The organism is Dyella telluris, assembly GCF_014297575.1.
Taxonomy (GTDB): Bacteria; Pseudomonadota; Gammaproteobacteria; order Xanthomonadales; family Rhodanobacteraceae; genus Dyella; species Dyella telluris.
This window is the reverse complement of sequence record NZ_CP060412.1, coordinates 4,211,219-4,224,663: the sequence shown is the minus strand read 5'-3', so window position 1 is coordinate 4,224,663 and position 13,445 is coordinate 4,211,219. Positions and strand designations below refer to the sequence as shown.

At 60.2% G+C, this 13,445-nt stretch carries 11 protein-coding genes; 1 reads left to right on the top strand and 10 read right to left on the bottom strand.

Annotated elements, in window-relative coordinates:
• Window positions 1-139: 139 nt before the first annotated feature.
• The 10 genes from H8F01_RS18640 to H8F01_RS18595 form a co-directional block, all read right to left on the bottom strand.
• A complete protein-coding gene (locus tag H8F01_RS18640) occupies window positions 140-1,600 on the bottom strand; it encodes a lipopolysaccharide biosynthesis protein (protein ID WP_187056524.1) in 1,461 nt (486 codons plus the stop codon).
• Between the two features lie 68 nt (window positions 1,601-1,668).
• Window positions 1,669-2,907, bottom strand: a complete 1,239-nt coding sequence (locus H8F01_RS18635; protein ID WP_238481047.1) for a glycosyltransferase — start codon at window positions 2,905-2,907, stop codon at window positions 1,669-1,671.
• Window positions 2,907-4,019 carry a phosphoenolpyruvate carboxykinase (ATP) gene (locus tag H8F01_RS18630; protein WP_187056523.1) on the bottom strand — a complete coding sequence of 371 codons (1,113 nt, stop codon included), beginning with the start codon at window positions 4,017-4,019 and terminating at the stop codon, window positions 2,907-2,909. Before H8F01_RS18630 ends, H8F01_RS18635 begins: the two co-directional genes overlap by 1 nt.
• 22 nt (window positions 4,020-4,041) lie before the next feature.
• The gene (locus H8F01_RS18625; RefSeq protein ID WP_187056522.1) at window positions 4,042-5,136 is read right to left on the bottom strand and encodes a DegT/DnrJ/EryC1/StrS family aminotransferase; all 1,095 of its coding nucleotides are present in this window, start codon (window positions 5,134-5,136) and stop codon (window positions 4,042-4,044) included.
• Window positions 5,133-5,720, bottom strand: coding sequence for a UDP-2-acetamido-3-amino-2,3-dideoxy-D-glucuronate N-acetyltransferase (gene wbpD, locus H8F01_RS18620; protein WP_187056521.1), 588 nt, complete (start codon window positions 5,718-5,720; stop codon window positions 5,133-5,135). The genes H8F01_RS18625 and wbpD overlap by 4 nt, the downstream gene beginning before the upstream one ends.
• Window positions 5,717-6,862: a Gfo/Idh/MocA family oxidoreductase gene (locus tag H8F01_RS18615; protein ID WP_274380565.1), complete on the bottom strand. Its 1,146-nt coding sequence runs from the start codon at window positions 6,860-6,862 to the stop codon at window positions 5,717-5,719. The genes wbpD and H8F01_RS18615 overlap by 4 nt, the downstream gene beginning before the upstream one ends.
• Window positions 6,863-6,907: 45 nt before the next feature.
• The gene (locus tag H8F01_RS18610; protein WP_187056520.1) at window positions 6,908-9,118 is read right to left on the bottom strand and encodes a polysaccharide biosynthesis tyrosine autokinase; all 2,211 of its coding nucleotides are present in this window, start codon (window positions 9,116-9,118) and stop codon (window positions 6,908-6,910) included.
• Between the two features lie 40 nt (window positions 9,119-9,158).
• On the bottom strand, window positions 9,159-9,575 hold the full coding sequence (locus H8F01_RS18605) for a low molecular weight protein-tyrosine-phosphatase (protein ID WP_238481046.1): 417 nt from the start codon (window positions 9,573-9,575) through the stop codon (window positions 9,159-9,161).
• Between the two features lie 724 nt (window positions 9,576-10,299).
• Window positions 10,300-11,013 (bottom strand): formyl transferase, encoded by a 714-nt coding sequence (locus H8F01_RS18600; RefSeq protein WP_238481045.1) that lies wholly within the window; start codon window positions 11,011-11,013, stop codon window positions 10,300-10,302.
• A 46-nt stretch (window positions 11,014-11,059) separates the two neighbouring features.
• The gene (locus H8F01_RS18595; protein ID WP_187056517.1) at window positions 11,060-12,040 is read right to left on the bottom strand and encodes a polysaccharide deacetylase family protein; all 981 of its coding nucleotides are present in this window, start codon (window positions 12,038-12,040) and stop codon (window positions 11,060-11,062) included.
• A 738-nt stretch (window positions 12,041-12,778) separates the two neighbouring features.
• On the opposite strand from H8F01_RS18595, the gene H8F01_RS18590 reads away from it, so the two are divergent.
• Complete coding sequence (locus H8F01_RS18590) at window positions 12,779-13,120, top strand: hypothetical protein (RefSeq protein ID WP_187056516.1); 342 nt, start codon at window positions 12,779-12,781, stop codon at window positions 13,118-13,120.
• Window positions 13,121-13,445: the final 325 nt, after the last annotated feature.

Genomic DNA, 13,445 nt, shown 5'->3' with positions numbered 1-13,445 from the left:
TGCTTGCCCTCATTCTGGCGACGACGCCACCCTCAGCCCGATCAGGGCGCCGGGATTCCGCCGTGTCTGCGTGCACTGCCCCGCAAGACCATCGCGGTAGGGCAGAACATGCACTCGATAGTCCGGCCAGCCATGGCAGTCATGAAACCGTTCCAGGCCCACTTCCAGGCTCGGCAGCGAAGAATTCGGATTTGACGGCGCTACGCAGCGACCGGTACATGACCATCCATTCGTTGCGGAAGCACCAAAGCACCACAGGCAGCAGGGCAACCCAGATCAGGCTGGCGGATACCTGGCTCTCGGGGCCGATGGCCAGCGTGGCTATCGACAGCGCCACCGCAGCGGTCACGAACAGATAGAGGCGAACCCGGGGAAAGTTCCGCCACACATAGGCCGATGCCTCCGTTCGCGCCACGAAGAACACCAGGAACGCGATGGCATTGGAGGCCACAGCACCGGACGCGCCATGCGAAGGCACCAGCAGGATGCTGCCGGCGACATTCACGGCCAGGGCAGCAATCGTCGACCACAGCGACAGCATGGAGCGACGCGTGATGCCGATGCCGACACAGGTGATTTCCGACAGGGTGTATAGCAGAGGCTGGCCCATGCTGCACAACATCAGGTACTTCACCTTGGCGTAGTGCTCGGGCAACACGAAATCGGTCAGCCAGGACACGCTGCCCGTCACCACCCACAGCGTGCAGACCACGGCAAGCGCCTGGTGCGCAATATCGTCCACGCGTCGCATATCCACGCCACCGGCCACCCACTTGTAGACCATCGGCGCCCACAGCACGGTAAAGATGGTCTGGAACACCACGCCCACACCAGCAAAGCTCATGGATACCGAATAGATGGCCAGTTCCGGCAGCGTCGAAAGGCTTCGCAGTGCAATGGAGCTGGTCGCATCCAGTCCCCAGAACGCCACGCCGGCAAAGATCAGTGGAACGCCATAACTCAGCAGGTGGTTTACCTGGCTTCGCGAAACGGTGGCCTTGACTGCAGGAAACCACTCTCGCCAGGTGTTCCAGCTGTAGATGAACAGCACCGACAGCAGCGACAGGAGATACGCCACTTCCAGTTCACCAAATGATCTTTCGAAAATCGGCAAAAGGAACACTCCCATCACTACCAGAAGAATGATCTTTGGCAGGATCTGGCTCATGGAGAAGGCGACGCCGCGGTCCTGCATTCGCAGGATGAGAGAAAGGAATCGCGACACGAAGCTTACGATCACGCAAGCAACGAGTATCCAGTAGTACACGACGTGGCTTGAGCCAAACAGCCATTCAGCAATGCGATCATCGAATGGAATGCTGATCAGTACCGCCAGCAGCATCAACGCAAATCCCGGCGCGAAACATGCCTTGAGCAAGGCGCCGCGGTCGCTCCATTCGTGATATTCGCGCACATAAGCGCGATCAAGACCGAGATTGAATAGTAGTACGCCAAACGAGACCGACACCTGAACCATGTTGAGTCGACCAACGTCTTTCGGCGAGAAGATCCAGGCAATCGCAGGCACCGTCATCAGGCCTATCACCGCAGTGGCGACAGGACCCATGGCGAACGCGAGGATGGTCCTGATGTTTACCATTGCCACCATCCCATCGGGTGCTTCAACGCATTCGCGAGAGGTAACGAAACGACGCGCGCGATATTCATTCAGGTCGCCCCCACACTGATCACGTTGGCAATGAAATCCCGGTAGTTCCTTGATGCATCAAACCGGTTCTCGATTTCGATTCGCGCATTCGATCGAAGCACGTCCCGGTCCTTGCCAAGGGCAACTCTCGCGATGGCTTCGGAGATCTCACGACCGTCAGGGCTTCCACTCAACAGCGCACCGCAGCGATTGGATACCACGTAGGAAATGCCACCTACGTTGGGCGCTACGGCAGGAACGCCTGCGCTCATCGCCTCCATGATGGAGACCGGCGTCCCCTCCGACTCGCTGGCATTCACCATGACGTCGACGGGCTCATCCAGGAAGACGCGCTTCACGTTCTCATGCGGCACGAAGCCCATGAACTCGAAAGACAGATTGGCGATGCCACCCAGCCGGCTCCTGGCCAGTTCCCGGGTTGCATCGAGCAACGGACCGCCCCCCACATGCGTCCATTTCACTGACAGCGCGGGATTCTCCCGCGCGAACATCGCCAGCGCATCCACGATCCGCTCCAGTCGCTTGACCGGTAGACAGAAGGAAACCGACACGATGTGGGCGCTGCCATCCGGACTCGGGCGAGACAGCGATTCCTCCAGCGGCACACCCAACGGAATCAGTTCCATCCGCTCGGGTAGAGCGCCATACGTGGCAGCCATATATGCAGCGGCGTGCGAGGAAAGCACGAAGATCCGATCGTAGCCTCCAATGAACTGGCGCTTCAGCGGCATGTAGTCGCGATATCGCCTTGGCTCGTACAGATCAACGCCATGGACACGGGAAACCACCCGACGCACCCTGCCCCGTGCCTTGGCCAGGACGGCAGCGTACGACTGGGTGTCATTCCAGTAGCAATAGGCAACATCGATATCCCCGTTCCGCTCGGCGTAGCGCGTCAGCTGGCTGGCCTGCTGCAGCACCTTGGAGCTGTGAAGCAGCGCACGCACCATGGTGCGCCACTCCAGCTTCCGGGTACGACGGAGATGATCAATTTCATGGCGGAATATGTCGCTGAATAGCGCTTCGGCCACGGCCTTCAGCCGACCAAACCAACGGCCCGAGGTAAACGTGGTGTCGATGCTCATGCCCGCCGGAAGCGGCCTCGGCTCGCCATGAGCCACCGCCGGCATCAGGGTAACTCTGGCCTCCTCGTGCTCTGCCCAGTAACCGATCTCGTCATCGATGAACTGCTCACCCGGGTGATAAGGATAGGCGTTGGTAAGAATCACGATACGCATCACTGAACCACCAGCTCACCCATGAGTATCTCGACCATGCGTCGTCGATACATGGCGTGATCCATATCGAAGGGAACACTCAACTTGAAGCAGGAGATGCCCGAAAGGCATTTCCCCAGCACCGAACGCCAGTTGGCCATTACCTCGTCCATGGTGAGCATGGCCGTCCGCCCGGTGGCCAGTGCGTTGTATTTTTCCCAGTGGAGATGGTCGTGAAAAATGCTGTACTCGGCGCCGATGACGGCTACCGTCATCTCCACCGCGCTGTTCACGCCCAGCCCCGACATGCGTATCTCGGGAATGCCCTCGCGGACCACGTAGTACAGGCGTGAGGCCGGTGCCGCGATCGGTTCGATTTCCCGGTAAAGATGATCTGGCCGGATCTTCCTGCGCACGATGGCCGGATCGATCCAATTCTTCACCCGGAAATGGGTGCGATCGACCCAGCCACGACCTTCGAGTATCAGGTCACCCAGCTCGTTGCCGAAGCAGTCGTAGCCGTAGATCTTCGGCCAGGCCATGTTCGCGTAGACCATCGAGCCGGCGGGTGAGCCGCTGGACATGATGGCGATGTCGTCACATACAAAACCCACCCGCTCGCTGCGGCGCATGGCAAGCATCGCCGCCGACTTGCCCGCGCCACCGGTACCTGCCAGAAGGCAGGCCGAGCCGTCCACCGTCATGCAAGAGGCGTGTACGGGCGCAAGGTCATTGAAGAAGTAGGTCGACGGGACCAGCACGAACTCATGCAGTATCTGCTCGAAGTACTCCACGTCCGTGGCGTACTCCATCGACAGCAGCTTCTTTACGCGCTGCTTGATGCCATCCCGCAGGCGGAAGACAGCGTCCACCATCAGGCAGCCGTTCCTGCCCCAGCGCCAGGTAACGTCCACGGCTGGGAAGGACGTCAACATGCCATCTTCCAGCTTGCGGTGGAATCGTGGGTTGATCGCCAGCGGTGCATCGGATGACACATCCCTGGAGATGACGATCTCCACCTCTGCCTCCCGATCGCCGGCGTCCGCATACAACGCCAGGCACTCGGCCAGCCAGACCTGATGGTCCACTTCGCCAGAGAACGCGTAGCACTTTCCAAAGATGAGCTTTTTCATACGCCCGACCTCGAACGCAATGTCACCTGGAAACGCTCGATACCAGCGCAGCGGCAATGAAGTCCTGCTGAGATGCTTCGAGATAGGGAGACATCGGCAGGCTCAGAACATGCGCCGCTGCCTCATCACACATCGCCAGTCGGCTATCGCCATCCAGCAATGCCGGCTGCCTGTTCAAGGGAATCGGATAGTGCACCGCCGTGGGCACCCCGACGGATTCAAGATGCTTGCGCACCTCGTCCCGCTTGGGCACCCGCACGGTGTACTGCGCCCAGGCACTGGTGTTGTGATCGTCGATGCGCGGCACACCGATGAGGTCGGTGCCCGCCAACAACTGATCGTAGCGGTGTGCCACTTCCGAACGACGTCGCATCTCGCTGTCCAGGATCTCCAGCTTGGCGAGCAGGATGGCTGCCTGAAGGGTATCCAGCCGGCTGTTAACGCCGATGCGCGCATGGTGATAGCGGCGATCCTGCCCATGCCGTGCGATCTGCCGCCCGACTTTCTCGAGCCCGGCGTCGTTGGTGAAGATGGCACCACCATCGCCATAGCAACCCAGTGGTTTGCTGGGAAAGAAACTGGTGCAGGCGATGACACTCAGATTGCAGCTGCGTCGCCCCTTGTAGGTGGCGCCAAAACTCTGGGCCCCATCCTCGATGATGGGAATACCGTGCTTGCCGGCCACCTCGTGGATGGCGTCGAAGTCCGCGCACTGCCCGTACAACGACACGGCAATGATCGCTTTCGTGCGAGGCGATACCAGCCCACTCAGAAGGCTGGGGTCAAGGTTGTAGGTCTGCGGATCGATATCCACGTACACCGGCTTGGCACCCAGCAGAACCACCACCTCGGCCGTGGATATGTGGGTGAAACCGGGCACGATCACTTCGTCTCCCGGGCCGATGCCCAGTGTCATCAACGCAATCTGCAGCGCATCGGTACCGTTGGCCACGGAGATGCAGAACTCGGTGCCGGCGTAGTGGGCCAGCTTGGTCTCGAGCTCGTCCACCTCAGGGCCAAGGATGTATTGCCCGTGCGACATCACGCGCGCGATGCCGGCCTCGATACGGCCCCGGATGCGCTTCTGCTGCTGCCTGAGGTCAATGAAATCGATCATGCAACCGCCCCCTGCGTTTCCAGGGTTCGTCCACGCAGGACATAGCGCTTGCCGGAGCGGGAACACACCTGCTCGGCATGACCCTCCAGGGGAAGGTCCAGCTGCTCGCCATACTCACTCATCCAGCCCACGTGCCTGGCGGGCACACCCACCATCAGCGCATAGGCAGGCACATCGTGATTGACCACGGCGCCCGCGCCGATGAAGGCGAATTCACCTATGGTGACGCCACAGACGATGGTGCAGTTGGCGCCGAGCGTGGCGCCCTTCCTGACCAGCGTGTCCCGATACTCGTCCTTGCGCTCGATCAGCGCACGAGGGTTGTAGACATTGGTGAATACCATGCTGGGACCGCAGAAGACGCCATCCTCCAGCGTGACGTTGTCGTAGACCGACACGTTGTTCTGGATTTTGCATTCGTCGCCAATAACGACACGGTTTCCCACAAAAACGTTCTGTCCGAGCGACACGTTCCTGCCGATGCGTGCGCCGCCGCACACATGCACGAAGTGCCAGATGCGCGATCCGTCGCCGATCCTTGCCCCGTCATCGACAATCGCGGACGGATGTTGATAGTGGCTCATGCAATCTTTTTCCTTGCGAGGAAGGGGTGAGAATCGACATCGCGAGACATGGGCTTTCCACCGCGAATGGCGGCCACTGTCTCAATCGCCGTCCGGCACTCCTCCAGCCCAAAACCGCGCCCCGCCAGAATCTCCACGTAGCTGCGGTCGTGCAGGTCGGTGAAGCCGCCGGAGAACTCGATCTCATCCCCATCGACGGTGATCGACCGGTAGGTGCGCAGGCCGGTGTCGCGAAGAGCAGCCGGAACGTCCTCCACGTCAACGGACAGGAACCAGCGCACGCGGGCGTGCTCGTACTCCAGGTAGCCCGCCGCCTTGGTGTCATTGCTCAGGTGAACAACATTCGACTGCAGCTTTCCGAAGATGTGGTGCAGCATGTCGAAGAAGTGCACGCCGATATTGGTGGCGATGCCACCGGACTTCTTCTGGTCACCCTTCCAGCTCTGCAGGTACCAATGGCCGCGCGAGGTGACATAGGCAAGCTCTACCTCGTACTTCGTACTCCGTCGCTCGCGCGCTACTTTGTCGCGAAGCGCAATGATGGCCGGATGAAGGCGCAGCTGCAGGATGGTGTTGATCTTCCTTCCTGTCTCCTGCTCGATCTCCTCGAGTCCATCGATATTCCACGGATTGAGCACGACCGGCTTCTCGCAGATGGCGTGCGCACCCGAACGGAGCGCAAAGCGCATGTGCGAGTCATGCAGGTAATTGGGTGAGCAGATCGCGACGTAGTCGATCTGGCCACCGTTGCGCGCGCGCCGACGCATGTCGACGTGGCGGTCGAAACGCTCGAACTCAGTGAAGAAGTCCGCATTGGGGAAATGACTGTCGATGATGCCAACCGAATCGTTGGGATCGAAAGCCGCCAACAGCATGTTTCCCGTTGCCTTGATCGCCTGCATGTGGCGCGGCGCGATGTATCCCGCCGCCCCGATGAGCGCAAAATTCTTCATGGACGTTATCCCGGTTCTTCGAAGACTTCGCCCTTGCAGGCGAAGATGAATGTGCCAGCGATGCCGCGTTCCCCTTCGCGGTGTCTTCCATGACGGGTGCTGTCCTTGCTGCCAGGCCGATGACACCTGGCAGCCGCCCTTCTGCGTGACCGCCTCCCACGGGAAGATCCGGCCAACGCAGAAGGACACGCGTGATCATTCGTGTTCGCCCCGGCTTCTGGAGGGCGACTTCACTCATGAAGACGCCCCGCCAAGCTCGTAGTAGGCATACGAGTAGTAGCCGCTGCTGCGCTTCTCCACCGCGTTGAAGATGGCGCCCTTGATTACCACGCCGTCGTGCTCGAAGCGCTGCTTGGCCACGGCGAGTTCACGTACCTGATTCAGACCGAAGCGAACCACCAGAAGGCCCGTGCCGCAATGGTGTCCGATGACGGATGCATCGGTCGCCACCAGGATCGGCGGAGTGTCGATGATGACCAGGTCGTAGAGGGACTTGAGGTGATTGACCACATCCGAGAACTTGGCATTCATCAGCAGCTCGGACGGATTGGGCGGAACCTTTCCGCGCGAAATGAAGTGGAGATTGTCCAGCGACGCTACCGGCCTGACGACTTCCGCCAGCTCGGCCTGCCCGGAGATCAGCTCAGACAGGCCCTTGTCCGCCTTGCCGCCGACCACCTTGTGCAGGGAACCCATGCGCATGTCACCGTCGATCACCAGCACCCGCTGTCCGCTCTGGGCAACCACCGCCGCCAGATTGGCCGCAACGAAGGTCTTGCCGGCATTCGGACTGGCGCCGGAGATCATCAGCACGTTGTTCTTCGCTTCCAGGCGGGCAAAGTGAAGGCTGGTGCGAAGGCTGCGCAGGGCTTCGGTAGCCAGATCCTTGGGCGACTCCACCACCAGCATGTTCTGCCGGCCATCGCCACGCGTTCTCTTCAGCTGCAGCGAGCGCTCCCGGACGCTCACCGGAATGGTGGCGTACACCGGCAGGCCGAGCCGTTCGATCACTGCCGGGTCCTCGATGCCGCGGTTCAGGGCTTCACGCATGAACACGTAGATCAGCGCGACGAACCAACCCAGGAAGGTTCCGCCAAGAACCACGAGGACCTTCTTGGGCCAGACCGGATCGGTCACATCCACCGCCGCCTTGTCGATGATGCGTACGTTGCCCACCGTGCCGGCGCGGGCGATGTCCAGCTGCTGCGCCTGGTTGAGCAGGCCGGTATAGGTGTCGTTGTTCACCTGCACGTCGCGATTGAGCTTCAGCAGCTCCTGCTGCGTATCAGGCAAGCCGTTCACCTTCTTCTCGATGGCCGCCTTCTGCGCCTGCAGCGTGCCGATCTGCTGCATCAGCGACTTGTAGGCCGGATGCTGGGGAGTGAACTGGCGCTGCATCTCCGCCTGCTGCATCTGCAGCTGCTGGATGTTCGTGTCGATGGACACCGACTGATCCAACAGACTCTGCGTCTGCATGCTCACGTCAACCGAGTGGGCCTGGTTCTGGTAGGCATTGAGCGCCGCAGTCGCCTTCTCCAGATCCCGCCGGACATTGGGCAACTGCTCCCTGACGAACTTCAGGCTGCTGGCTGCCTCTGCCGAGTTGCGGTCGATGTCCTGCCGCACATAGAGCTCGCCCACCTGCTGCAGGAACTCGGCAGCCAGCGCTGCGTTTGCATTGCTGTAGGTCAGCTGGAGGATGCCCGAGTCCTTGCCAAGCTCGGTGGTGGTAATCGCCTTCTGCAGCTTGTTGATCACCGTCAGTTCGCGATGGCGAACCACATTGAAGCGCGTCCCCGGATTGGCCACCATCGACCAGACCTGCGCCGACACGCCGTTGGCCTGTGAGAACTGACCCACCTTGCCTACCAGCAGCACATTGCCGTCGTCGTCCTGGAGGATGTAGACGCCGTTCTCACCGGCCGTTACGCGCAAGGGCTTGTCCATAAGCGAATCGGGCACGTCGAGCTGGAAGACCTCCAGCTTCGATCCACCCCAGTCATAGCGCGACATGCCGAGCACGGGCGCTGCGAGTTTCCCGGGGTTCTTCGAAGAAAAGTGCCGGGCGAAGAAGCTGCCGATCAGCGGGAACCGCTTGGGCGCCACGTCGATCTTCAGGTTCAGCTTGTCCACCGCCGCTCCTACCACCATGCGCGAGGTGATCAGCGCCGATTCGGTGGTAGAGGTGGAGTCGGATGCGCCCAGCGTCTGGGTCAGTGCACTGAGGCCGGGAAGGCTCGGCACCTTCTGCTCGACCTGGACGATCGACGTGGCCTGGTAAATGGGGGTCGCGAGCAGGGCGTACACAATGCTCAGCACGATGAACCCAAGGACGATGAAGCTGATACGCCACTTGTGGTCGTGCAGTGTTCCGAGCACTTCGCGAAGGTCTATTTCGTCCTCGCGCGACACGGGATCTTGGATAGTCGCCAATTGAACTGTCATCTCGTCTTTGCCTGGAATCTCGCCATGGAAAGGAGTGGACTCAGAGATAGCGCATCCAGCTATCAACACCACGCTCGATCATTTCGTGGGCATGCTCGAACACCGGGCGCTTCTTGCGGAACGGATCAGGTACGTCGCGCCCATCAAGCCATTTGTCCAGCAGGTAGATCTTTCCTCGTGCCTCGGGAGCAACCTCCATCATCTCGTCGATGTGCTCTCTCTCCATCCCTATGACCAGGTCAGCACCCAGCAACATCGAAGGAACGAGCTGGATAGCGCGATGCGATGAACCATCCACGCCATCCTTTTCATTGAGAAGCTGCAACGACATCGCGTCCATTGCACTTCCGACCACTGCATTCAGCCCTGCGCTGGTCACCTCGATGCCGCGTAATTTTGTGCGACTCTGGAAAAGATATTGGGCCGTAGGACTGCGGCAGATGTTGCCCCTGCACACGATCAATATCCGTCTGAACACTGTGATTTAAGGCTCCCGCATTGATATCAACCAGCATTCATATCGCTGGATAAGGGCCCCTGTTTGATGCGGGAATCAACGTCATTCAGATTCCCGCGAAGCACTGCCAACCGGCGTCTTCATTTGGACGTCCGCCGCGACAACGATCCGTCGAGCAGGTCTACTTAACTACGATTCTTACCGTGAACCGAGGCCGAACAGATCCGGATAAATCGGCGCATTTGCAGCACTACTCAAGCACACCAACAGTTTTTCGATGTACCAGTGATTCAGGAATCATCGATGAAATCGCGCAACGGGTACGCGCGAACATCGACGACCTCACAGACATGCATTCAACATGTCGTCGCGCTGACGCTGTTCATGTGAATATTCATCAAAGTGAACAGCAAAGGGCCACTCATCACGGACATGTCACGACAACATGAACGCGACGCACGATGAGAAGGACGCCTGAAAATGATGCAGCGCAAACACCATCGTTCGATGGGCGCATCGATCGACATGAGCGTGATTCGCAAGCGCCGGCAGAGCTTCGTGCCGCAAGGTGGCCCCACGAATCTGAACAGGACAGAATGAATGAACATGGCTTGTCGATGGATGGACAAGCGAGATGCGCGTCTCCCGACGATCATCGGTGCATACAGAGATGCAGCAGCGCCTTCGGCGCAACCACAGCTCGCTTAACAACGAAATCAAAGCGTCATCTTATGCCGTGAAGAAGGCGCTTCCTGACATAGAAAGGTAACGTGGGGTGATACCACTGGCGCGATACGCCACAAGCAGCCACGGGCACCAGCCGATGCTCGGCGGCCTCCCTCACTGCCGCCTGCATCAGCGGGATCGCCTTGGCCATCTGATGGATGGGATACGTGGCAAAGTTGTCCGACTCGTCAACGTCGATAATGGCTTGATGGAGGATGTTTCCCGTATCCACGCCTTCATCGACCAGGTGAACGGTAACCCCGCAGTTGGCCCGGTCATCCATGGCGAGCGCCCAATAGCCGCCATGCACACCGCGATAGGCAGGCGTGATGCCCATGTGCGTGTTGATGAAGGGCGCGGAGACTGAAGCAAGTACCTTGGCCGACAGGATCCTCGTGCCGTTCACCACCACGGCGTCGGGCTTCAGCGCTTTCAGCAACCGGATCACCTCGCGCCGGTTGGCGCTGGCGACGGGAGTCACGGCATCCGCAGGGATGGACGAGTCATCCAGCCCGTAGCGCTCCATAAGCCGCCGAACGCGCACTCGAGACGCCTTGCCAAGCCATCGGCTGTAGGCGATGAAGGCCACCTGCCCCAACGTCGGCAGCCAGCCCAGCGTCTTCGCCCGGTGTCGCAGCATCGCGCGGGACGACGGTTTCTCCTCGATCACCACGGCGGCGATATCGCAACTGTCACGCAGGCCGTTGTACATCAGCGCCGTGGATTGACCCGGCCCCGCCAGCATGACGATGCGCGGCCTAGCCGGCATGCAACTGCTCCAGCAACATGGACACCTCGCCCATGTTGAGTGACTGCATGCCATAACGTCGCTGCAGTTGCTGGTAGTAGCTCAGTATCTTGGTAAGGAACCGCTGGTTTTCGTCGATGTGCGCGCCGAAGTTATGCGGGTGCCACCACAGATGGAACAACCGTTTGTTGATCGCCGCATGGCGCATGGCACGCTTGATGCGGTGCAGACGCAGCTCCTCCATCCATGCGAAGGACGGCGAGTACGGCCGGAGGAATCGACTGGATGGAATGTTGTACGGGCGACTCTGCGCGCACTCTTCGAAACTGTAGGTGTTGTGCCCGGTCACATTGACATAGGCATCGAGCAGACGGAGCCCCCTTACCCACGGGTTCTGCTGGTCCTGGTTCCGTGGTGTATAGAACGGTGCGCTCTCGTTGCCGCGGTAGCAGCGGATGCCCAGCTCCTGCAGCATTGACAGGTATTCAGGGTTGCCCTGATTGCGAGGGAATACCAGGCTCTGGATGTCGATGCCACGCGCATGGGCGGTATCGATGGCGGCGGCAAGGTCGGCGCGGAAGGCGTCGGCCGTCTGACCGGGTTCGAGACAGTAATAGTGCGAGAACGTGTGCGTGCCTATCTCCTGCCCAGGATGGCTGCGGATCAGCTCGATCACCTCGGGCGCGAAGTGATACTGGTCATCCTCACCCCACTCGTGCTCTTCGATATACGGGTACGGCGACAGCACGCTATCGCTGTAAGCCGGCGTATCCTGCGGCAGGCGCGCACGCAGCTCATTCACGTCGGTGAAAAAGATAAAGCCCAGCGTCGCCCAGGTGGCGTGCACCCCATGGGCTTCGAACGTGGCGAGCATTTCTTCAATAGCCCTGCGCTCGCCGCGTAGATTGGCTTCGTAATCCTGAATGCTGCGCTTGTCGCGCACGCCCCAGTACAACTCAAGATCCAGTGAGACAGTAAATATGCCTGGCATGAGGCTGCACCCATCCCGTCAGTCGACGCCACCCACCTCCAGCCATCCAGGCCGGTTTTCTGGCATCGGGTTCTATCTCCAGCAAGACCACCGCTTGCGACCGAACAGATCCGATTGTTCTTGCGGCATGGTGAAGGGAGGCTGACGCGAGCAGAACGCAGGGCAACGGTGCGCTTAGCTGAACGGTCCATCGCGATATCGACCTGGCGGGCACTTTGCTCAGATAGCCGTCCAAATCGGCAAGGGCCACGGCCACGAAGAATGGAGTTTCCCCTCCTGCAGGAGGCTGTCGGTCCGCTCAAGAAATTCGAAGCAGGCGAACCGGATGTACAGACGCCAATCGTCACCCGTGGCGAGCCACCACGTCGCTACGTTTGCCGCGGATCAGTAGCCAAGCTCAGATAGTCGGCGTGCGGCTTATCGGGCGGGCGCGCACATCAGCGTGATGGTTGGCCCACGGGCCGATCTTCGCCGTAGCCACCATCGCGGCACGGGCGCGGTCAAGCACCATGCATCGACAGCACTTGAGCAGCACCTGCTGCGTCCTGCCGCGCGATGCGCAACCCGACGCTGCACCCAGTCGCCCGATGTGGGCACTCGGCAACAGTGCAGCGCGAACGAAAGAGAGAGAATGTGCTATCAGGAGAACGGTCATTCCCCTCTCATCGGCTAGCCGCCCCAGCCAATAGCCCGATGGCATGACCCCATACATAAAGCCAAGCCTCGTAAGGAAACCCAGTGTCGTACAAGAAGTTCGCCCTACTTGCCTCCGCCCTGATCGCCGGCTGCGCCAGCTCGGGCACGAAAGTCGATCCCCATGTCGTCAGCACGTTCCAGCCCGGCATAACAACCATCGCCGAGGTTGAGGCTCAGCTCGGCAAGCCGAATGCCTCGAGCCGCCTGCCCGACGGCAGCATCCAGATCGTCTACGCCTATACGCATTCGAAAGGCAGCGGCAGCTGGATTCCCTTTGTCGGCGCGTTCCGAGGCCATGCCGACGCAAATACGGTGACCGAGTCCCTCACGTTCGACCAGACTGGCAGGTTCATCCAGGCTACCTCGTCAACCACGCAGGCTTAGCCGGACTCGCTGTCCCGCAAGTAAGCATCAGCGTGACCTGGCGTGCGAGGCTCGCCGTCAAGGGAAAAGGGGCAGAGTGCTTTTCGATGGAACGACAAGCCACTCTGGCCCTCCCTGAGTGCGACCGATAAACGCCGAAGGCCCGGGAGATTCCCGGGCCTTCGGCATATGTCGCGTTGGTGGATTGGATCAGGGCGCTTTCGAGATGTCGCACTTGCAGCGGGCAGGGAAAACGCCTGACTCAGCAAAGCCGGCGGGTCTTGACCCGCCGGCGTGGATGGAGCATCCACGCACCTGGTGACCAGGCCAGCACTTCAATTACTAC